The sequence below is a fragment of the Streptomyces sp. GESEQ-35 genome (assembly GCF_017948485.1).
Taxonomy (GTDB): domain Bacteria; phylum Actinomycetota; class Actinomycetes; order Streptomycetales; family Streptomycetaceae; genus Streptomyces.
The window spans coordinates 254586-274063 of sequence record NZ_JAFFSX010000001.1 but is presented as its reverse complement, the minus strand read 5'-3'; the positions used below and the strand labels follow the sequence as shown (position 1 = coordinate 274063).

The 19478-nt window shown below is 69.7% G+C and carries 20 protein-coding genes and 2 pseudogenes; 13 read left to right on the top strand and 9 right to left on the bottom strand.

The window, feature by feature from the left end:
• Nucleotides 1–472 precede the first annotated feature (472 nt).
• Both KCH87_RS01305 and KCH87_RS01300 read right to left on the bottom strand, forming a co-directional pair.
• Nucleotides 473–1321, bottom strand: coding sequence for an MBL fold metallo-hydrolase (locus KCH87_RS01305; RefSeq protein WP_210583376.1), 849 nt, complete (start codon nucleotides 1319–1321; stop codon nucleotides 473–475).
• Nucleotides 1322–1367: 46 nt separating this feature from the next.
• The gene (locus KCH87_RS01300) at nucleotides 1368–2198 is read right to left on the bottom strand and encodes an oxidoreductase (RefSeq protein WP_210583375.1); all 831 of its coding nucleotides are present in this window, start codon (nucleotides 2196–2198) and stop codon (nucleotides 1368–1370) included.
• Nucleotides 2199–2357: 159 nt separating this feature from the next.
• Here KCH87_RS01300 and KCH87_RS01295 point away from each other — a divergent pair, with 159 nt between their 5' ends.
• Nucleotides 2358–2948 (top strand): TetR family transcriptional regulator, encoded by a 591-nt coding sequence (locus KCH87_RS01295; RefSeq protein WP_210583374.1) that lies wholly within the window; start codon nucleotides 2358–2360, stop codon nucleotides 2946–2948.
• Nucleotides 2949–2969: 21 nt separating this feature from the next.
• On the opposite strand, the gene KCH87_RS01290 is transcribed toward KCH87_RS01295, so the two are convergent.
• From KCH87_RS01290 to KCH87_RS01270, 5 genes are all read right to left on the bottom strand, one after another.
• Nucleotides 2970–3161, bottom strand: coding sequence for a hypothetical protein (locus KCH87_RS01290; protein WP_210583373.1), 192 nt, complete (start codon nucleotides 3159–3161; stop codon nucleotides 2970–2972).
• Between the two features lie 107 nt (nucleotides 3162–3268).
• The gene (locus tag KCH87_RS01285) at nucleotides 3269–4696 is read right to left on the bottom strand and encodes an Nramp family divalent metal transporter (protein WP_210583372.1); all 1428 of its coding nucleotides are present in this window, start codon (nucleotides 4694–4696) and stop codon (nucleotides 3269–3271) included.
• A 119-nt stretch (nucleotides 4697–4815) separates the two neighbouring features.
• Nucleotides 4816–5769, bottom strand: coding sequence for a phosphoglycerate dehydrogenase (locus tag KCH87_RS01280; RefSeq protein WP_210583370.1), 954 nt, complete (start codon nucleotides 5767–5769; stop codon nucleotides 4816–4818).
• A complete protein-coding gene (locus tag KCH87_RS01275) occupies nucleotides 5769–6554 on the bottom strand; it encodes an HpcH/HpaI aldolase/citrate lyase family protein (RefSeq protein ID WP_210583368.1) in 786 nt (261 codons plus the stop codon). Before KCH87_RS01275 ends, KCH87_RS01280 begins: the two co-directional genes overlap by 1 nt.
• Before the next feature lie 28 nt (nucleotides 6555–6582).
• The gene (locus KCH87_RS01270; RefSeq protein WP_210583367.1) at nucleotides 6583–7563 is read right to left on the bottom strand and encodes an aldo/keto reductase; all 981 of its coding nucleotides are present in this window, start codon (nucleotides 7561–7563) and stop codon (nucleotides 6583–6585) included.
• Between the two features lie 340 nt (nucleotides 7564–7903).
• Here KCH87_RS01270 and KCH87_RS01265 point away from each other — a divergent pair, with 340 nt between their 5' ends.
• From KCH87_RS01265 to KCH87_RS01255, 3 genes are read left to right on the top strand one after another with little or no spacing between them, the layout of a single operon-like run.
• The gene (locus KCH87_RS01265; RefSeq protein WP_210583365.1) at nucleotides 7904–9145 is read left to right on the top strand and encodes a four-carbon acid sugar kinase family protein; all 1242 of its coding nucleotides are present in this window, start codon (nucleotides 7904–7906) and stop codon (nucleotides 9143–9145) included.
• 38 nt (nucleotides 9146–9183) lie between these two features.
• Entirely contained in the window at nucleotides 9184–10197 is a 1014-nt protein-coding gene (gene pdxA, locus KCH87_RS01260; protein WP_210583364.1) for a 4-hydroxythreonine-4-phosphate dehydrogenase PdxA, read from the top strand.
• Between the two features lie 52 nt (nucleotides 10198–10249).
• Nucleotides 10250–11032: a DeoR/GlpR family DNA-binding transcription regulator gene (locus tag KCH87_RS01255; protein WP_210583362.1), complete on the top strand. Its 783-nt coding sequence runs from the start codon at nucleotides 10250–10252 to the stop codon at nucleotides 11030–11032.
• 67 nt (nucleotides 11033–11099) lie between these two features.
• Here KCH87_RS01255 and KCH87_RS01250 read toward each other — a convergent pair whose 3' ends face one another.
• Nucleotides 11100–11960 carry a helix-turn-helix transcriptional regulator gene (locus KCH87_RS01250; RefSeq protein ID WP_210583361.1) on the bottom strand — a complete coding sequence of 287 codons (861 nt, stop codon included), beginning with the start codon at nucleotides 11958–11960 and terminating at the stop codon, nucleotides 11100–11102.
• A gap of 190 nt (nucleotides 11961–12150) precedes the next feature.
• Between KCH87_RS01250 and KCH87_RS01245 the strand changes: the two are divergent.
• The 4 genes and pseudogenes from KCH87_RS01245 (at nucleotide 12151) to KCH87_RS01230 (ending at nucleotide 15265) form a co-directional block, all read left to right on the top strand.
• A pseudogene (locus KCH87_RS01245) lies at nucleotides 12151–12913 on the top strand (SDR family NAD(P)-dependent oxidoreductase).
• A 29-nt stretch (nucleotides 12914–12942) separates the two neighbouring features.
• Nucleotides 12943–13698 carry an SDR family oxidoreductase gene (locus KCH87_RS01240; protein ID WP_210583359.1) on the top strand — a complete coding sequence of 252 codons (756 nt, stop codon included), beginning with the start codon at nucleotides 12943–12945 and terminating at the stop codon, nucleotides 13696–13698.
• Nucleotides 13699–13748: 50 nt separating this feature from the next.
• Nucleotides 13749–14498 (top strand): VOC family protein, encoded by a 750-nt coding sequence (locus tag KCH87_RS01235; RefSeq protein ID WP_210583357.1) that lies wholly within the window; start codon nucleotides 13749–13751, stop codon nucleotides 14496–14498.
• On the top strand, nucleotides 14495–15265 hold the full coding sequence (locus KCH87_RS01230; protein ID WP_210583355.1) for an SDR family NAD(P)-dependent oxidoreductase: 771 nt from the start codon (nucleotides 14495–14497) through the stop codon (nucleotides 15263–15265). Before KCH87_RS01235 ends, KCH87_RS01230 begins: the two co-directional genes overlap by 4 nt.
• A 137-nt stretch (nucleotides 15266–15402) precedes the next feature.
• On the opposite strand, the gene KCH87_RS01225 is transcribed toward KCH87_RS01230, so the two are convergent.
• Nucleotides 15403–16575 carry a N(5)-(carboxyethyl)ornithine synthase gene (locus tag KCH87_RS01225; protein WP_210583353.1) on the bottom strand — a complete coding sequence of 391 codons (1173 nt, stop codon included), beginning with the start codon at nucleotides 16573–16575 and terminating at the stop codon, nucleotides 15403–15405.
• A gap of 253 nt (nucleotides 16576–16828) precedes the next feature.
• On the opposite strand from KCH87_RS01225, the gene KCH87_RS50660 reads away from it, so the two are divergent.
• The 5 genes and pseudogenes from KCH87_RS50660 to KCH87_RS48715 all read left to right on the top strand — a co-directional run bounded on the left by KCH87_RS50660 (nucleotide 16829) and on the right by KCH87_RS48715 (nucleotide 19441).
• Entirely contained in the window at nucleotides 16829–17269 is a 441-nt protein-coding gene (locus tag KCH87_RS50660; RefSeq protein ID WP_374198932.1) for a 2-oxo acid dehydrogenase subunit E2, read from the top strand.
• Between the two features lie 144 nt (nucleotides 17270–17413).
• Nucleotides 17414–18586, top strand: a complete 1173-nt coding sequence (locus tag KCH87_RS01220) for an alpha/beta hydrolase (RefSeq protein WP_210583351.1) — start codon at nucleotides 17414–17416, stop codon at nucleotides 18584–18586.
• 92 nt (nucleotides 18587–18678) lie between these two features.
• A pseudogene (locus KCH87_RS01215) lies at nucleotides 18679–18870 on the top strand (hypothetical protein); the annotation flags it as partial.
• An 80-nt stretch (nucleotides 18871–18950) separates the two neighbouring features.
• On the top strand, nucleotides 18951–19115 hold the full coding sequence (locus KCH87_RS48720; protein WP_247195531.1) for a hypothetical protein: 165 nt from the start codon (nucleotides 18951–18953) through the stop codon (nucleotides 19113–19115).
• Between the two features lie 29 nt (nucleotides 19116–19144).
• Complete coding sequence (locus tag KCH87_RS48715) at nucleotides 19145–19441, top strand: hypothetical protein (RefSeq protein WP_247195530.1); 297 nt, start codon at nucleotides 19145–19147, stop codon at nucleotides 19439–19441.
• Nucleotides 19442–19478: the final 37 nt, after the last annotated feature.

The following is a 19478-nucleotide window of genomic DNA, read 5'->3' as shown; positions in this document are numbered from 1 at the left end:
CGTCAAAGTCAGCCCCAGTTCCTGTTATGGCGCCCCGACGCACCACATCTCCTGTGTGACGGACGGAATTCGGCACACAGGAGAGCGAGCTCGTAGTGAGTCAGCAGAACAAGCACCGCGGCATCAACCGTCGCAGCATGCTGCACATCGCCGGAATAGCCATTGCGGGTACGGCGGGTGTCGCCGGAGTGGCCACGTTCGCCGGCGGCAGCGCGAACACGGCGCTGACGGACTGCAACGAGACGCTGTCGCCCACCGGCGGTGCGGTCGGCACGGCGACCGCACGACCCACCTCGGGGTTCGCCCACCCGGGGCTGTTGCACGCACAGGCTGACTTCACGCGTATGGCGGAGAAACGCTCTACAACGACATTCACGCCGCCTACCAGAACGCGCTGCGCTGGAAGGTCACCGGCGAGACCGCCCACGGCGACGCCGCCCGGAACATGCTCGCAATCCTGGTGGAGGACAGGTCAGGCGTCGGTCCACTGGCGGCCGTCATCGACGGTGATCCGTTTGAAGTCGAGCCCGGGGAAGTGATCGATACCGAGGGCCACTTCGGTGCCCGCGAACCGGGCGAGGAGTTCCTCCCGAGTCCGCAGCGCATGCTCGGGATCGGCGTCCATGAGGAAGGAGATGCCGGTGTCGCCGAGCTGCAGCGGGTGGTGCACGGCGTCACCCAGGAGGTATGCCTCCTGGCCGCCCGAGGCGATGCGGAGCGCGTAGTGGCCCGGGGTGTGCCCGGGAGTGTGGAGGGCGGTGACTCCGGGGGCGATCTCCACGGTGGGCGCGTCGATGGCCCGCAGCACCCCGGCCGACTTGGCGGCCTCCATGCCGACACGGGCCGGGTCCTCGGCGGGGGCCGGGGCGATCAGCGCGTCCCAGTCCGCGGCGCCGTAGACGATCTCCGCGTTCGGAAAGAACAGCTTTCCGCCCGGCGCGACCCAGCCGACATGGTCGCCGTGCAGATGGGTGAGGAAGAGCGTGGTGATGTCTTCTGGCGCCACTGACTCCGCGGCCAGGGCCGCGGGCAGGCGGCCGCCCACCGCGATGAACTCGGGCGCCGGCTCCAGGCCGGCCGCAGCAGCGAGCTCCGCGGGAAAGGGGATGCTGTCGGGGCCGCTGCCGGCGTCCACCAGGACCGTGAAGCCTTCGCCCTGGATCAGATAGCTCCCTGCGGGAATGTGGTAAGTCCCGTCGCCCTCCAGCAGTTCCGGATGGGCGTCGAAGTCCAGCCCCGGATAGAACATCGGCGGCATGTGACTCGCGCCGTCGCTCAGTGCGGTGATTCTGATGGTGCCGACCTCGATGGAGGTAGCCATGGTGTGGTCCTTTGGGAGAGGTGCCGGGAGGCGGAAACCGTCCCGGTCAGGCGGGAAAGTCGACCGACTCGCTGAGTGCGCGCCAGGCGGCGTCGGATGAGGCGAGTTCCTGGGCCGTGGCGGAGGCGATGGCCACGGCGTCGCTGCCGAGCAGCAGGTGCATCGGCGGCTCTTCGGCCTCGGTGACGCGGATGACGGCCTGGGCGGCCCGGGCGGGATCGCCGGTCTGGGTCCCGTTGTGGCGGTCCAGGAACTCGACGACGGGTCCGATGACCGGCTTGTACGGGTCACTGATCGGCGGTGTGCTCATCGATGATCCGGCCCAGTCGGTACGCATGCCGCCCGGTTCGATGAGGGTGACCTTGATGCCGAACGGGGCGACTTCCTTGGCCAGGACTTCGGAAAAGCCCCCGACAGCCCACTTCGCGGCCTGATAGGCGCCCAGGCCGGGCGAGCCGATACGTCCGCCGATGGAGGAGATCTGGACGATGCGCCCTCCGCCGCGCTCCCGCATCGCGGGCAGTGCGGCCCGGGTCACGTTGACCACTCCGTAGAAGTTGGTGTCGATCTGGGCGCGGAAACCGTCCTCGGTGAAGTCCTCAACGGAGGCGATGTCCGCGTAGCCGGCGTTGTTGACCAGCACGTCCAGCCGGCCGAAGGTCTCCAGGCCCAGCTCGACGGCTTTGCGGGCGGCGCTGCGATCGGTGACATCGAGAGCCACCGTCTGGACCTGGCTGCCGTAGCGCTGGACGAGATCGTCGAGCTGCTCCGGCCTGCGGGCTGTGGCGACCAACTGGTCGCCTGCGGCCAGGACGGCCTCGGCGAGGGCACGGCCCAGGCCGCGGGAACTTCCGGTGATGAACCAGACCTTGGACATCGAACTGCCTCTCTGCTCATGCCCCCGGTGGAGGGGGTGGCGCGGGCGAGGTGCCCGCTCGGAGCCGTGTGTGCACCCGGCATGCAGCAAGAAACTAAACGTTCATTTATATGCTAGCACTCGAAGCAACTGAACGTTTATTTGCACTACGCTGCTGGTATGCCCGAAACCCCACGCGCTCCACGGACCCGAGACTCGGAAGCGGCCAAGGCCCGGCTGCTGCAAGCCGCGACGGACGAGTTCGCCGCTCATGGCATCTCTGGTGCCCGCATCGACCGGATCGGTGCCGCGGCCGAGGTCAACAAGGCGCAGATCTATACGTACTTCGGCAACAAGGACCAGCTCTTCGACATCGTCATGGACACCCATGTCTCGCGGATCCTCGACGAGGTGCCCTTCGTCCCCGAGGACCTTCCGGGCTACTCGGGCCGCCTGTTCGACTTCCTGATCGCCAACCCGCACCAGCTGCGGCTCGCGACGTGGAACCGGTTGGAGCGCACCGGCCGCGACACCAGCCCCGTCCAACTCGCGGCGTCGATGGAGCGGAAGGTGGCGGAGATTACCCGGGCGCAGGCCGACGGGCTCATTCCCATGACATTCACTGCCGAAGACCTGCTGACCTTCGTCCTGGCCCTCGCCAGTGCATGGACCCCTGCCAGCCCCGTGATCCCGGCCGCATTGGAGGACGCCGCACTGCGTGCCCACCGTGCGGCGGTCGTCGAAGCCGTACGGCGGCTGGTCTCCGGCTGACACGAGCGGCGGTGCTGGTCCTCAGCCCAGGGCGGGGCGATCACCAGGCCAGTGGGTGGCGCACGCTCCCAAGGCGAGAGGCGTCAGCCAGCCGCTGAGCGGGGCCAGGGCAGTGAGCGCCACGAGGGAAGCCGCATTGGAGCGGGCGACGACCTCGAACACGAGGCGCTGATCGAGGCTGTACCCGAGGAGGAAGAGCTTCCACCACTCCATGGCAGGGGCATCACGTACTCCACGAGTCGGCGTGCAGCTCAGTCCGGGCCGGACCGGATCGGCGGTGTGCGATGGTGCCGGGGCACCATCGCACACCGCCGCCGGATTCAGCTGCCGGGCGTGAGCTCGAGCGTGTCGAGTACCCCGTACACCCCGAGGAACAGGATCGCCGCGCTGCTCAGGACGAGGGCGGCGGTCAGCCAGGGGTTGGCGCGGAAGCGGGGCGGGACGCCGGTGTAGCGCAGGCGCCAGACGGCGACCACGACCGCGAGGAGGAATATGCCACCGCCGATGCCACCGATCTGCACCATCAGGACCGGGGACTGGACCCACAGGAAGATGCACATCCACACCGGGGGCAGACAGCAGGTGAGGATGCGTATGGTGCGCGTGCGCGAGCGCATGTTGTGCCAGTCGACCACGCCGAGCAGACCGAGGGTGTTGGTCCACAGACGGGGGACGCTGGCCGACGAGGCGACGGTGACCGAGAAGAGGACGGCGATGGCGCCGGCCAGGAACAGGTACTCGGCCCATGGCCCGAGCACGTCGGTGTAGCTGTGCGACAGCGTGGTGATCATGTCGTTGCCCTCGGGCACCAGGCCCTGCGGATGGAGCACCGAGGCGCCGATCACGTAGAAGGACAGGGTGCAGACGGTGCACACGACCCAGGAGACGCCCACGTCGAGCCGCATGACCTTGAGCCAGCCCTCGGCCCGCCGGGCGCGCTGCTCGGTACCGTCGTCGGGACCGGTCCAGCGGGCGTAGCCCTTTTCCAGGCACCAGTACGTGTACGTCGTCATCTCGTCGGCGCCGACACCGGTGATGCCGAACATGGCGAGTGCGATGCCGACCGTGCCCGCGGGGATCTGGAAGCTCAGTCCGTCGGCGAGCTGCTCGCTGCCGTACCCGAAGGCGGTGAACGGGAGGGCGAGTGCCAGGCCGAAGGTGATGACCGTCTTGAGCGTGATGCCGACGACCTCGACCCGCTCGATGACGTGGTACTTGCCCGTCTGGAGGATGAGGATGGCGGCGCCGGTGACGATGAGGGCCCAGATGGTCAGCGACGACGTGCTCAGTGACTTGCCATGGATCGGCAGCAGGATCGAGCAGGCCGCCGCGGTGCCGCCGATGATGCCGCCGCGCTGGAACATCTTGGCGAAGTCCATGCCGATCCAGAGCCAGTTGATCCAGCTCAGCCTGCCGATCTTCGGACCGATCTGGCTGTAGCCCTCCAGCGCGGGCTTGCCGTTGAGGATGGTCCAGCGGGCCAGCTCCATCTGCACCCACACCTTGACCGCGGTGGAGATGATCACCAGCCACAGCAGCGCGAACCCGGCCTTCGCGCCGAGCGAGGTCGTGGTGATCAGTTCACCGGAGCCGACGACGGCGGCGGACAGCACGAGCCCGGGGCCGAGTTGGCGCACCCGGCCGCGGAAGGTCTCGGGGGCCGGGCGGGCGTCCTCGGCGCGCAGAGCGTACGGGTCGGTCTGCGCGGGTGGCGGCGCCGCCGTGGCGCCGTCGGTCGTGGTGGCCATAGCAGGTCCTTAGGGGATCTTCCGGCGTCGTCGCCGGTATCCGGAACGGGGACAGGGTGGTGCTGTGGTGATGTGGTGCCTTGTGCCGTGGGGTGCTGCGGCGTCTTGTGCCGCGAGTCTCAACTCGCCTGGTGGTACGGCTCCTTGCCCGCCAGTACGCGGACGACGTCCTCGGCGACCATCGCGCCCATGGCCTGGTTGGCCTCGGGCGTGCAGGCGGCCATGTGGGAGGTGAGGAGCGTGCGCGGGGCCTCCCGCAGGGGGTGGTCGGCGGGCAGCGGCTCGGTGCTGAACGCGTCCAGGGCCGCGGCTCCGAGGTGCCCGGCGCCGAGCAGGTCGGCGAGCGCGTGTTCGTCGACGAGGCCGCCGCGCGCGGCGTTGACCAGGATCGCGCCCGGCTTCATCGCCGACAGACGGGCGCGGTCGAGCAGCGGGGTGCCGGACGGGTCGGGCGGGGTGTGCAGGCTGACGGCGTCGGCGCGCGCCAACAGGGCGTCGAGTGCGGCCGGTTCGGCGCCGAGTGCGCGGACGTCGGCGTCGGAGACGTACGGGTCGTGGGCGAGCAGCTCCATCCCGAAGGCGCGGGCGTAACCGGCCAGCAGGCGGCCGATGCGGCCGAAGCCGACGATCCCCAGCGTCCTGCCGTGCAGTTCGGGGCCGTACAGCTTCGGCCACTCGCCCGCCGCCACCGCGGTATGCGAGGCGGTGAGGGAGCGGGTCGCGGACAGCAGCAGGCCGAAGGCGTACTCGGCCACCGCGCGCGAGTTGCTGCCCGGAGCGCACACCACCGGTATCGCGCGGGCGTGGGCGGTGGCCAGGTCGATGGTGTCGACGCCCACGCCGTGTTTGGCGATCACCTTGAGGCGGGGCGCGGCGTCCATCACCTCGGCGGTGATCGGGTCCATGCCGACGATCAACGCGTCCGCTTCCGCTGCGTACTTGAGGAGTTCGGCAGTAGGCAGCGCCCCGTCCTCGCGGGGGCGCAGGGGACCAGCTCCGGCCTCCTCCAGGATCTGCCAGGGGCGCGCAGAATGCCGGGCGAAGGTGGGCGTCGTGATGAGCGTGGTCGGCATCAGCGCGCCCCGCCGCGTGCCGCCTCAAGGTGGGACGTAGCGATCTGCTGCAGATGTACGACATCGGCAGCGACCGACGCGAACGTGAAACCCTCGGCGAGGCGACGCGCGGCGCTCGCGCCGTCGGCGTTGTGGATGCCGGCCGCGATGCCCGCCGCCTCGGCCGCCTTCCGGACGCGGGTGAGGGCCTGCTCGAACTCCTCCTGCACGGAGGGGTCCGTGGAGGTCGCGCCCCCGATGGCCAGACGCAGGTCGGACGGGCCGACGTAGATGCCGTCGAGGCCGGGGGTCGCGCAGATCTCCTCGACGTTGGCCAGGCCGTCGGCCGTCTCGATCATCGCGAGGACGGCGGTCTGTTCGTGCGTGTCGGCCGGGTTCGGGCCGATGCGCAGCTGGGCGCGCATCGGGCCGTAGGAGCGGCGGCCCAGGGGCGGGTAGCGTACGGCGGCCACGGCGTCGGCGGCGTCCTGGGCGTTGTCGATCAGCGGGACGATCACGGCGGTCGCGCCCGCGTCGAGCGCCTTGCCGATGTAGGTGAGGTCGTTGGCCTCCACGCGCACCATGCCGACGGCGGTGCTGCCCTTGGTGTCGGTGGCGAGGAGGTTGTTCAGCATGCCCTGGTAGCCGAAGAGGCCGTGCTGGGCGTCGAAGGCCAGGTAGTCGTAGCCGATGCGGGCGAGGCGCTCGGCGGCGATCGGCGAGTCGAGCAACGACCAGTAGCCGATGAGCTGTTCGCGGTTGCGCAGCGCGGCGGTGAACTCGGTGGGGGTGCGGCCTGTGGACATGTCTGTCTCCATTGCGGGGGCGGTGCGGTCAGCGGTTGTAGGCGGGCATCGGGCCGCGCAGGCGGGCGCCGACCTCGTCGCAGGCGGCCAGGATGTCCGCGGGCAGCGGGCCCGCGGACGCGGCGGCGATGTTGGCCTTCAGATGCTCGACCTTCGAGCCGCCGAGCAGCAGCGCGTCGGTGGAGGGCCGTGACAGCAGCCAGCGCAGGGCCAGTTCGGTCAGCGGCAGGCCCGCGTCGGAGGCGATGCGGGTGAGGTCCGTGACGGCACGGAACAGATCCTCGTTCCAGTACCGCTCGCGGTACATCGCGGCCAGCTTGGAGTCGCCGAAGCGCCCGCCGTCCGGGGCCTGTTCGAAGCTGTGGCGGCCGGTGAGCAGGCCGCCGCCGAGCGGGTTGTAGACCATGGTGCGCAGGCCGGTGACGGCGGCGTACTCGACGTACTCCTCCTCGATGCGCCGCGCGAGGAGATTGTGGAGCTGCTGGGCGACGACGGGACGCGGGGCGCCGACCTCGTCAGCCACGCGGCTCAGCTCGGCGATCTGCCAGGCCGCGAAATTGGAGACGCCGAGGGAGAGGACCTTGCCCGCCTGTACGAACTCGGCGACGGTCGCGAGGGTTTCGGTGAGCGGCGTCGCGCGGTCCGGTTGGTGCAGGTAGAAGAGGTCGACGTGGTCGGTGCCCAGGCGCTTGAGGCTCCCGTCGAGCGCGGCCCGCAGTCCCTCGGCGGAGAGCGGCGCGTGCTCGCCCTGGTCGGGGTGCGCGATGCCGGCCTTGGTGGCGAGCACCACCCGGTCCCGGCGGCCGGGCAGCAGCTCGGCGAGGATGCGCTCGCTCTCGCCTCCCGCGTAGCCGTTGGCGGTGTCCACGCCGGTGATGCCCGCGTCGAGCGCGGCGTCCAGCATCGCGGCGGCCGTCGCGCGGTCGGCGGTGTCGCCGAAGGTCATCGTGCCGAGAACGAGTCGGGACAACGGGACGGGGACGTGCGGGAGTTCAAGGCCGACAGTCACGGCGGTTCCTTCCAAGGCGGGTCGTGCGGGTGGTGCGGTCTCGTGCCCATGCGTGATGTGCGCATCGCGGGTGGTGCCGTGCGGCTATGCGGCCTCAGCGGTCGCCGCGGTGGTTCCCGGCGATGCGCTGTGCTGCGGCCACATGTGGTGCGATGAGCTGTGTAAGCGGGCACCCGTCGCATCCACGAGGGCGACGCGGTCCGCTGGTGACGGCCTCGGCGCCACGGGAACGCTCGCACGACTGCGTAATTCGCGCAAGAGGTCTCGCGCACTTCACGCAACTTGTGTCATGATCCCACCGGGCCGCTCACCGCCGACACGTCCGAGGAGGTTCGATCCCGTGGCTTCCCTGCCCCCGCCCGCAGTTCCCTGCGCCTCGCCGCGTGTACCGTACGTCGTTGCGCTCGCGGACGATCTGTCCGGCGCGGCCGAGACCGCCCGCGCGCTCGGCGGCCCGGTCCGTCTGTCGCTCGACGCCGTCGACGTGACCGAAGTCACTGGCCCGCACGACCTCGTCGTGGACCTGGACACCCGTCATCTGCCGCCCGCCGAAGCGGCCTGCGCTGTGCGGACGGCGCTGCGGGCGGCGCAGGCCGGCCCGCCTCGCCTGCTGTACAAGAAGGTCGACTCACAGCTGCGCGGCCACCTCGCCGCGGAGGCGGCCGCGTACGCGGAGGGGGCCGAGGCCGTCGTCATCGCCCCCGCGCTGCCCGCGGCTCGACGCACCGTGACCGGCGGCGTAGTGCACGTGAACGGCGTTCCACTGCACCGCACGGACGGATGGCGCGCGGAACACGGGTCCGCGCCCCGCTCGCTGCCCGAGGCGCTGTCCGGTCTGCCGGTCCGGACGGTCCCCCTCAATGCCGTACGGTCCGAGCCCGCCGCGCTGGACGCGGAGCTCCGGCGGATCGCCGCGTCCGGTGCGCACCCTGCTCCGGACGCCGAGACAGACGCCGACCTGGACGCGGTGGCCGCGGCAGTGTTGCGGCTCGGCCCCGGATTCCGGCTCCTGGGCAGCGGTGGTCTGGCGGCCGCGCTCGGGCGCGCGCTGCCGCGTCCCGCTGCCGCCGCACCCCCGCCCACTCCCATCCGGGATCGCACCCCGTTGCTCTTTGTCGTGGGGACCGCCGAGCCCGGCGCGGTTGCGCAGATCGCGCACCTCACCGCGCTCGGCGCACACCATGTGCCGCTGGATCCGGCCGACTTGGCGGCGGGCACGGTCCGCCTGCCGCCTACGGCCGCCGCCCCTGCCCTGACCGTGCTCTCCATCGACGGTTCGGCAGCCCTGCGGCCCGGCGCGGGGCGGGCCCTCAGTGCCGCTCTGGCTGCGCTCGCCGCCGCGTACCCGGGCCGCCCCGACCTCGTGCTGACCGGCGGCGAGACCGCCCGCGCCACCCTGGATGCCCTGGGCATAAGGGAGCTGGAACCGCTCGGTGAGATCCACCACGGCGCGGTCCACTCCCGTACCTCCGACGGTCGCCACGTCGTCACCCGCCCCGGCAGCTATGGCGCCGAGGACTCGCTGCTGCGCATCACTGTCGCGCTACGGCCCCGCCTGGCCGCCGCCACGGCCGCCCCCTGAACCTGTCACCGTCCGCCTCCCGCCTAGGAGTTGTTCCCATGAGCACCCCCCTCCCTCTCATCGCCGTCACCATGGGCGACGGTGCCGGTGTCGGCCCCGAGGTCGTCGTCGCGGCCCTGCTCGACGACGCGGTCCTGACCCGCTGCCGCCCCGTCGTCATCGGCGACGCGCAGCGGCTGCGGGAGGCCGCCCGCATCCTCGGCCTCGACTGCGAGATCGCCGTCGTCGACCACCCGCGCGACGCCGAGTTCACACCCGGCCGCGTCAACGTGATCGACCTCGGCCTGCTCCCCTCCGGCCTGCCCTGGGGCAAGCTGTCACCGGTCGCGGGCCACGCCGCGTACGCGTACATCGAGCGTGCCGCCCAACTCGCCGTGGCAGGCGAGGTGAACGCGATCTGCACCGCACCGCTCAACAAGGAGGCCCTGCACGCCGCGGGCCACATCTACCCAGGCCACACCGAACTCCTCGCCCACCTGACCGGGACCGAGGAGGTCTCGATGATGCTCTCCACCGAGAAGGTGAAGGTCATCCACGTCACCACGCACATCGGCCTGATCGACGCCGTCAACCGCATCGAGCCGGGCCTCGTCGAGCGCACCGTGCGCCGTGGCCACGAGGCGATGGTCCGCGCGGGCACCCCGAACCCCGTCATCGGTGTCTGCGGCATCAACCCGCACGCGGGCGAGAACGGACTGTTCGGCTACGGCGAGGAAGAGGAGAAGATCGTCCCGGCCCTGGAGAAGCTGCGCGTCGAGGGCGTCGACGCCCGGGGTCCGCTCCCCGCCGACACCGCCTTCTTCCTCGCCTCACGCGGTGACTACGACCTGATCGTGGCGATGTACCACGACCAGGGCCACGGCCCGGTCAAGGTTCTGGGCATCGAGGCGGGTGTCAACCTCACTGTGGGACTGCCCGTCATCCGCACCTCCGTCGACCACGGCACCGCGTTCGACATCGCCGGAACGGGCACGGCGGAGGCCGGTAGCATGGTCGAGGCGCTGCGCCGGGCAGCCGAGATGGCCACGGTGCCGGCCGCCCCGGTGGCCTGAACCGCCGTCCCCTGCACCGCCGTTACCACCGCACCGTAGAGGACTTACGCAGATGCCGCCGACCACCTCCCAGGCACGACGCGACCGCATCGTCCACCTCGCGACCACCACCGGCCTCGCCAGCGTCGAGGAACTCTCAGCGCTCTTCGACGTCACCCCCTCAACCATCCGCCGCGACCTCGCCCGTCTCACCACGGAGGGCCGCCTCGCACGCACCTACGGTGGCGCGATGGCGCTGTCCGCGCACCCCGAGGCGTCGCTGCGGCAGCGTACCGGCGAGGCGTACGAGGAGAAGCGGGCCATCGCGCAGTGGGCGGCGCGGCAGGTCGAGCCGGGTGAGACGCTGCTCCTCGACGCCGGTACGACGGTGGGCGCGCTGGCCCACGAGCTGCGCGGCGCAAAGGAACTGACGGTCGCGACTACGGGCCTGACCGCCCTGCATGCCCTGGCGGACGCGGAGGGAGTGCACGTCGAGTGCCTCGGTGGCACGCTCCGCCCGCTCAGCCAGGGCTTCGTCGGCCCGCTCACGGAGGCCGCGCTCGAGCACATGTCCTTCGACCGGGTCTTCCTCGGCGCCGACGGCGTCACCGTCGACCGCGGCATCTGCGAGGCGGACCTGCGCCAGACCCGCCTCAAGGAGCTGATGTCACGCCGCGCCGACCGGGTCTACGTGCTGGCGCACGGCGCCAAGTTGGGGCGTGCGCCGTTTCACGCGTGGGCGAGGCTCGGGGACGGGTGGACCCTGGTCACCGACGCATCGGCTCCCGACGCGCAGATCCGTGCCTTCGAGGCCCGCGGAGTATCCATCGAAATCGCCCCGCCCGCGGGGACGTGAGGGAACCGGCACGGGCAGTGCCGCGCCACCGATGCTGTCGCGGGTGCGGGCTGGGGACACGTAGTCCTCAGTCGGAGGCTGCCGTGGTATGCGCGTCGAGCCGCTGGCTTCCGATGACCGAGAGCAGTCGGAGCTTGTCGTGGTCTTCCGTGCCGGGGATCGCTGTGAACACCAGCAGCGATTGGGCCTGGTCCGGGTCGACGAGTGTCTGGCAGTGCAGGGAGATCATTCCGACCTGCGGGTGCAGAATTCTTTTGCGGTTGGTGTAGGAGATACCGACTTCGTGCTGGGCCCACAGTTCCGCGAACTCGGAGCTCTCCGCGCAAAGACGGTCGGCGAGCGTGGCGGCGTGTGAGCCGTGGCCTTCGCGGGAGGCGACCGTGCGGAGCTGGGCCACATAGACCCGGCTGTGCGTAGGGTGATCGTCGGGCGCGTAGTTCGTGCGTTCGTTCGGGTCGGTGAACCAGCGGTGGATGATGCTTCGCGCGAGCCCGGTGAATCGTGTCTGGTCGCCGAGCAGGGCCACTGCCAGCGGGGTCTGGACGATCGTCTCGCCGGTGCCGGTGACGACCTGCGCGGGGGTGTCGCCAAGGCGATCGAGGATGCGCATCATGCCGGCGTTCACGTGGTCGTCGCGTGTGGTGCGGGCCGGTGCGTTGTGGCCGGCGAGGACGAAGAGGTGGTCGCGTTCGGCGAGGGTGAGCCGGAGCCCACGGGCGATCGCGGTGATCATCTGCTCCGATGGCTGCGGTCCGCGGCCGCGTTCGAGACGGCTGTAGTAGTCCGTCGACATGCCACACAGCGCGGCCACTTCTTCGCGTCGTAGCCCCGGCGTGCGTCGGCGCTGCCCTGGAGGAACGCCGACGTCGTCGGGTTGCAGCGCCTCTCGACGCTTACGGAGAAATGTCGCCAGGCCACTCTGATCCATATCGACACTGTGCCTCACCCGGATACGGCTATCCACTGTCTGCCAATCCCAGGCTTGCGCCCCAGCCTGGGACCGCCGGACAGTGGATAAGCAGGCACTGGATGGCTTCTCGGATCGCGCGTCAACTGGTCATCGGGTTCGACAACAGCACCTCGAACCCTCCCGAGCGACCAGTGACCAAGGAGTCATCGTGAGTGCCACCCAGAAGATCGCCGTCATCACCGGAGCCAACCGAGGTCTCGGACGCGCATACGCACTGCACCTCGCCAGGGCAGGCGTCGATGTCGTGGTGACCTATCGAAGCAACCGGGACGAGGCCGAGGAGGTCGTGTCCGCTGTCACGGATCAGGGACGTTCCTCCGTCGCGCTGCGGCTCGACACCAGCGTCGTGAGCACCTTCGCGGACTTCGCGGAGCAGCTCGGCGCCGAGCTCCAGGCGCGCTGGGGCACGACCACGTTCGACTTCCTCGTCAACAACGCCGGCACCGACCTGACCGCCCCGTTCGCCGAGACGACCGAGAAGGACTTCGACGATCTGGTGGACGTACACCTCAAGGGCGTGTTCTTCCTGACGCAGACCCTGCTGCCGGCGCTTGCCGACGGCGGCGCGATCGTGAACGTCTCCAGCGGTCTGACCCGTTTCGCCGTCCCGGGGCATTCCGCCTACGGCGCGGTGAAGGGCGCGGTCGAGGTCCTCACCCGCTACCAGGCCAAGGAGCTCGGCAGCCGCGGCATCCGCGTGAACACCGTCGCGCCCGGAGCGACCGCAACCGACTTCGGCGGCGGAATGATGCACGAGGAACAGGTCCGCAACTACCTCACCTCGCCAGGTCGCGCTGGGACGCGTGGGCGAACCCGACGACATCGCGGGCGCGGTGACCGCACTTCTCTCGGATGCGAACCGGTGGGTCACCGCGCAGCGCATCGAGATCTCCGGCGGACAGAGCCTGTGAACGGCAGACCGGCAGGGGCAACGATTCCGATGCGTGATCTGACCGGGAAGACGGCCGTGGTCACGGGCTCCGCCCGAGGTATCGGCAAGGCGATCGCCCTGCGCTACGCACGCCTCGGCGCGAACATCGTGGTCAACTACGCCTCCAGCGCGAAGGAAGCCGACGCCACGGTCGCGGAGATCGGGCATCTGGGCGCGGATGCGATCGCCGTACAGGCCGACATGTCCGTCGTCCCCGACATCCAGCGCCTCTTTACCGAGGCCACCGAGCGTTTCGGACAGATCGACATGGCTGTCGCCAACGCGGGCGTCGAGCTCATCGGCATTGATTTCCTCGACATCACCGAGGAGCAGTTCGATCGTCTCTTCGCCATCAACACCAAGGGCACCTTCTTCACCCTCCAGGCGGCAGCGCGGTACGTCGTGGATGGCGGTCGCATCATCTACGTCGGTTCGAGCACGACGACCGTGCCGGTCCGGGGCGAAGGACTGTACGGGTCGAGCAAGACAGCACCGCGCTACGCCGTACAGGTCCTGGCGCAGGAGCTTGCTGACCGAGGGGTCACCGTCAACTCGATCCTTCCCACGGCGATCGAGGGCGCGGGCGTGTTCACCGAGCCGGACCCGGACCACCCGGTGCGGCAGTTCGTCGCCCAGCCCGGGCGCATCGGCCGCCGGATGGGGACCGTGGACGACGTTGCGGACGCCGCCGAGTACCTCGCCTCCGGCCTCGCGGCCTGGGTCAGCGGGCAGAGCCTCCTGATCAGCGGGGGTGCACTCCAGTGACCATGCCGACGGCCCCACACGGACCGCAGCACACTGAACGGAGCATGACCATGACTGACGATGCGTCCCAGACCACGGTCGGGCCCAGATGGGCAAGCCTCGGCTCGGCCGACCCGCACACCGTCGCTTCCTTCTACAGGGCCGTGCTGGGCTGGGCCCTGACGGAGACCGACGGTCAACTGATCGCATCCGCCGCGGGCACGCCGGTTGCCGACATAGCCGCCATCGTCGACGTCACTCCCGGATGGCTGATCCACTTCGACGTCGACGACCTCGACACCGCGCTGACCGCCGTCTCCAAGGCCGACGGCGCGGTGCTGCCCCCGGCCAAAGGAGCCACGGCCGAAACTGCGGTCGTGAGCGACCCCAACGGAACACGGTTCGCACTCCGCGCGCCCACCACACGGCACCGCGAGCGACCCGCTCACGGCACCCTCGCATGGGGCGAACTGATCACCGACGACGTCGACACATCCGCGGCGTTCTACCGTGGGACCTTCGGATGGGAGCTCACGGAGCCGAGGGGTCCCCTCGGCCGCCGCGAGTGGCAGACGCACGGCAGATCCTTCTCCGGGCTCCTGCCACGGCCGCCGGCCATGCAGGCCGAGACCCCCGCGTACTGGGACGTCTACTTCGCCGTAGACGACATCGAGGCCGCCGCGACGGTCGCCACCGAACACGACGGCACCCAGCTCATGCCGCCCACGCCGATCGAGATCGGCACGATCGCGGTCTTCCTCGACCCTGCAGGCGCCATCTTCACACTCGTCCAGCTCACCACCGAGGAGGCCGTCACATGACCCCCGGCACCCGCGACAAGCACGACAAGACCGGGAAGGTCGGACTCGTCACCGGCGCCGGATCGGGCCTCGGCGAAGCGGCCGCCAGACGACTCGCCGCGGACGGCGCGCGCATCGTCGTCGCCGACCGCGACGCAGCGTCCGCCGAACGCGTCGCCGCGGAACTCCGCGCCGCTGGCCACCTCGCTTCCGCGTTCGCCGCAGACGTCATGTCGTTCGACGACACCGAGAAGCTGGTCGCTTTCACCGTCACGACCTACGGCGCCCTCGACCTCGCCTTCAACAACGCCGGCATCACGCCCGGCCTGGTCGAGGTCCATGACATCGCTCTCGACGACTGGAACGACGTCATCGGCATCAACCTGACCGGCGTCTTCCACAGCATGAAAGCCGAGATCGCCCACATGCTCGACGCCGGCGGTGGGACCATCCTCAACATGGCCTCCACCGCCGGAGTGATGGCCCACGCCGGACGGGCCGCATACTCGGCCTCCAAACACGGCATCATCGGACTCACCCGCTCGGCCGCCGTCGAATACGCCAAGCGCGGTATCCGCATCAACGCCGTCGCACCCGGTCCGATCGACGCCCCATCGGCACTGGCACTCCCGCCGGAGGTTCGCGCCTCCATCGCCGCGAAAACCGCGATGGGCCGCGTGGGCCAGGTCGATGAGGTCGCAAGCGTGGTGAGCTTCCTGCTCTCCGACGATGCCGCCTTCGTCACCGGCTCCGTCTACGAGGTCAACGGCGGCCAGACCCAACTCTGAACGCAGCGCAACGGAGGGCGCCTCAACAAGCTCGGCACCTACGTGCGGTCCGGCGTCCTCGTCGTGGACGAGGCCGTGCTACGAACAAGACCAAGCGGGGTGATGGCACACTTCCGGGGACTCAACGCGCCGGCGTACTAGACCGCTGAGCTCAGCGGAGTCGTCGGGACCTCGGGAGTGTGAGGGTAGGCACCTGACCTGTGCTGGAAGGAGAGGATCTTCGGGTTCTGGACGACGCCGTCGCGGATCTCGATGGCCTTTCTGACCGTGACGTCGGTGTCCCATGCCGCGGGGCCGTTCATGACCTTGCGCAGGTAGGGAAGCAGCGCCTCGCTGATTTCCCAGGTGGCGGAGTTCCACAGATGCGACGGGCTGTGATCCACCGCGTAGTAGTGGCAGCCCGACCCCACCGCGGGCATGGGCTCACCGAAGGTGGTCGGGCGGGCCCACCCGAAGCCCATGCCTTCGTCGCAGGAAACGTCGATGAAGAAGGTGCCCGGCCGGAACAGGGCGAGTTCCTCGTCGGTGACGAACATGAGCGGCGCGTCGGTGTCCTGAAGGACGCAGTTGACGATGATGTCGAACCCGGCCAGGTACTCCGCCAACGGCATGGAACCGGCTGCGGTGATGGCCCGCAGGCGCGTCGGATCGTCCTCCTGTTCCTCGAAGTGGGCCATCACGACCGAGGGCATCGGCGAGGCCACCGCCGCGGCGGCGCGTTGGGTGAGCACCGTGACGTCGGTGACCCCCATGGCGCCCAGGCCCGTGACCGCTCCGCGTGCCGTGGCGCCGAAGCTGATGACCGCCGCGCGCAGGCGCCGACCGTAGCTGCCGGTCAGCCCGCCGAGCTGTAGGGCGTGCAGCACCGAGCAGTAGCCGGCGAGCTCATTGTTCTTGTGGAACACATGGACGCTGAAGGCGCCCGTGGACGTCCAGTGGTTCATGGCTTCCCAGGCGATGAGGGTCAGCCGTCGGTCGATGCCGAGCTGAGTCATCTTCTCGTCCTGTACGCAGTGCGGCCATCCCCACAGCACCTGGCCCTCGCGCATTTCGGCGACGTCGTCGTGCATCGGTTTGGGCAGCAGCAGGATGTCGCACTCGGCGAGGAGTCGCTCGCGGGAGTGCAGGCCGGCCACGAGTGGTCGCAGCGCGTCGTCGGCGACGCCGAACCGTCGGCCGTAGCCCTGTTCGAGGAAGATCCGCTCCCGTATGTCCGGGGCGATCCGGTCGAGGTGGCGGGGGTGCAGCGGCAGCCGGAACTCGTTCTCCTTGCGGCAGGAGGCGAGTACTCCGAGACTCATCAGGCTCATGTGGGGCGGCTCATTTCCGACCGGACGCGATACGCTCCGGCATTGCCGTTCCCCGAGGGCGACGCCGAAACGGATGACGGCGTGCGAGGTGCGCTCGGTACCGCCACCGTACTCCGATGCCGACCGCTCAACGCCCGCCGCTCGTTTGAGCACGAAGGATCCATAGGTCCAGGTCTGGAGAACGTCTGGTCATCCGGCTCTCCCGTGATCACGACGTGAACGATCTGGCCACTTGTGCCGCCTGGATGCGGTTATGACAGGCGTCGCAGGCCACGGCGGTGTTGCGGCGCCGGTCGAGCATGACGCGCCTCCAGTCGGACGGCGGCCATCCGGCATGCGCGAGGTCGGCAAGATCACGCAGCTCTCCATCACTTTCGACCATCGCGTCTGCGACGGCGGCACCGCCGGAGGATTCCTGCTACTTGCCCGACGGGAAGGCGACGTGTGCCGGTGCCTAGCGAGGACTCCTGGCGAGGTAGTGGCGCCAGGTGTCGGATCCCGCGTCAAACTCGCTGACCGCGGCGGTCATCAACTGCAGGACCGGGAAGTCGGAGGGACCTGTGTCGGTGCGGATCATGCCCCCCGCATGACCTCACACAGGCAGCGGTCGAAGGACTGGACTTCGCAGACCCGCTCCACACAGCGCGTCAGTCCCAGTCAGGCATCCTCCTCGGCCAGTGCCTCGGCGAGGTAGCGGTCGACGGTGTCGACCATGTCGCCGAAGAGTGAGCGATCACCACCAAAACACTAAGTGGAGAAAGATCCTCCACTTAGTGTTAGGCTTCAAATTACCCCGATACCTCCGTCCGCTTCTTCGAGCACCCGGAAAGAGATAGCCATGGCCACACGCAGCCGACTCGCCGCGGCCGCCGCCGGAGCCGTTGCCCTGGGACTGGTCCTCACGGCCTGCTCCTCGGGTTCGAGCAGCACCGGTTCCAGCGCCGCCTCGCCCGCCCCCTCGCCGACGCTCGGCGCCTGCCCCCAGAAGTCCCCGTCGACCACAGAGCCTGGGGCCGGCGGAGGTGGTGAAACGCCCAAGGGGGCGGCGTTCTCGGTATCCAAGACGGTGAAGGCCACGGACACCAGCACAAGCACGGTCATCGATCCGACGGGGCCGCAGATCAAGTGCGGGCAGGCCGACCTTTCGAGCCACAAAGACATCGTCTACTCCTCGCCGACCACGGCCGGGAAGAAGACCGACCTCAAGCTGGACCTCCAGGTGCCGAAGGGCTCCGGGGCGAAGCCACTGGTCGTGTACATCACCGGCGGCGGCTTCGTCGCGGACGACAAGGCGGCCAACCCCGGGCAGCGCACCTATGTCGCCGACCAGGGCTACGCGGTGGCGAGCATCGAGTACCGCACGATCGCCAACGGTGCGACCTACAAGGACGGGGTGGCGGACGTGAAGTCGGCCATCCGGTATCTGCGCGCGCACGCGGATCAGTACGGCATCGACGGCACCAAGGTGGCCGTGTGGGGTCAGTCCGCGGGCGGATACCTCGCAGCCATGGCGGGCACCACCAACGGCGACAAGCAGTTCGACATCGGTGACAACCTCGGCCAGAGCAGTGAAGTGCAGGCCGTCGTCTATGAGTTCGGGGCAGGAGACCTGTCGAAGATCGCCGACGACTTCGACGCGGCGACGCAGAAGACGTACAACGCCCCGGGCAGCTTCGTCAACGCCTACGTCTTCGGGCCGGGCTCCAAGAAGACCGTCACCGACGACGCGGCGGCCAACGCGGCCGCGAATCCGGCGACGTACATCAACTCCAGGACCGCGCCGTTCATCCTGCTCCAGGGCGACAACGATCACGTCATTTCCCCCAGCCAGTCGCTCATCCTCGCCGACGCCCTCAAGGCCAAGGACGTCGACGCGACGAGGTACGTGGTCAAGGGCGCCGATCACGGGGACATGTCCTTCGTCGGCGACCCCAAGGCGGGCATCCCCTGGTCGACGCAGAAGGTCATGGGCACGATCACGAGCTTCCTCGGCGAGCGAATCGGCGGCTGACCTCCACACGCCGACAGCTGCGACTTCGGTCTCGCCGCCGACAACCTGAACGGCCGCCCCGCGTACTCCCAAGAACAGGGATGGCCGTCTCGATGCCGATCCCCGAGGGCGGAGAGCCTTCAGATGACCCTTTGAGCACGAGGCAGCGCTGGACGTCTGCCGACATACCCGACCAACGAGGACGCACGGCCGTGATCACCGGCGCGAACACAGAGCTGGGCTTCCAGACGGCCAAGCTGCTCGCCGAACACGGCGCCACCGTCATCCTGGCGTGCCGCGCGACGGGGGCATAGTTTGAAATGTCCACGACCCGGGAGGGGGCCCGATGAGGCGCACGGAAGCGGCCAGGCAGTTGGGAAGGTTCGTGCGAGAGCACCGTACCGATGGCGCGCGGCGCCTGCGGCAGGCGGGCATCTGGCTGATGGTCGGGGCGACGGGCACCGCCTTCGGGGTGCCGGTGGCGATCGCATCGGTGGGCACCGCCGAGGGGCCCCGGGGCTGGCGGGGCTACTGCTCGGGGTCGGCCTGACGGGGTGGGGCCTGGGGATCTGGCGCCTGGTGCAGGCGTTCCGTACCCGGGAGCAGTGCTTCGACATCCATGAGCGGGGGTTCACCCACCGGGTGGCGGGCACCGCCACCGTGATCCCCTGGGAGGATGTCGCGCAGCTGAGCACCACCGGCGGTGACGGCCGGCCGCTGGCCGACGCCCGTGGCATGGGCTCTACGTGTGAGATCCGGCTGCACAGCGGACGCCGGATACGCGTCGATGCCTTCACGGAGGACGTCCGGGGCCTGGGGGTGGTCGTCCACCGTGCGGTTCACCTCGGGCAGTTCCCCGAGGGCCGGGGACGCTGACCGGCCCTCGGTTGACGCCGGGCGGTGCCCGGGCAGC

Coding starts and splice junctions, on each gene's coding strand:
- KCH87_RS01280 (WP_210583370.1), bottom strand. CDS start 5,769: ATGCCGACCACGCTCATCACGACGCCCACCTTCGCCCGGCATTCTGCG.
- KCH87_RS01285 (WP_210583372.1), bottom strand. CDS start 4,696: ATGGCCACCACGACCGACGGCGCCACGGCGGCGCCGCCACCCGCGCAG.
- KCH87_RS01300 (WP_210583375.1), bottom strand. CDS start 2,198: ATGTCCAAGGTCTGGTTCATCACCGGAAGTTCCCGCGGCCTGGGCCGT.
- KCH87_RS01255 (WP_210583362.1), top strand. CDS start 10,250: ATGCCGCCGACCACCTCCCAGGCACGACGCGACCGCATCGTCCACCTC.
- pdxA (WP_210583364.1), top strand. CDS start 9,184: ATGAGCACCCCCCTCCCTCTCATCGCCGTCACCATGGGCGACGGTGCC.
- KCH87_RS01295 (WP_210583374.1), top strand. CDS start 2,358: ATGCCCGAAACCCCACGCGCTCCACGGACCCGAGACTCGGAAGCGGCC.
- KCH87_RS01290 (WP_210583373.1), bottom strand. CDS start 3,161: ATGGAGTGGTGGAAGCTCTTCCTCCTCGGGTACAGCCTCGATCAGCGC.
- KCH87_RS01235 (WP_210583357.1), top strand. CDS start 13,749: ATGACTGACGATGCGTCCCAGACCACGGTCGGGCCCAGATGGGCAAGC.
- KCH87_RS01250 (WP_210583361.1), bottom strand. CDS start 11,960: ATGGATCAGAGTGGCCTGGCGACATTTCTCCGTAAGCGTCGAGAGGCG.
- KCH87_RS50660 (WP_374198932.1), top strand. CDS start 16,829: ATGACAGGCGTCGCAGGCCACGGCGGTGTTGCGGCGCCGGTCGAGCAT.
- KCH87_RS01225 (WP_210583353.1), bottom strand. CDS start 16,575: ATGAGCCTGATGAGTCTCGGAGTACTCGCCTCCTGCCGCAAGGAGAAC.
- KCH87_RS01230 (WP_210583355.1), top strand. CDS start 14,495: ATGACCCCCGGCACCCGCGACAAGCACGACAAGACCGGGAAGGTCGGA.
- KCH87_RS01240 (WP_210583359.1), top strand. CDS start 12,943: ATGCGTGATCTGACCGGGAAGACGGCCGTGGTCACGGGCTCCGCCCGA.
- KCH87_RS01275 (WP_210583368.1), bottom strand. CDS start 6,554: ATGTCCACAGGCCGCACCCCCACCGAGTTCACCGCCGCGCTGCGCAAC.
- KCH87_RS01305 (WP_210583376.1), bottom strand. CDS start 1,321: ATGGCTACCTCCATCGAGGTCGGCACCATCAGAATCACCGCACTGAGC.
- KCH87_RS01220 (WP_210583351.1), top strand. CDS start 17,414: ATGGCCACACGCAGCCGACTCGCCGCGGCCGCCGCCGGAGCCGTTGCC.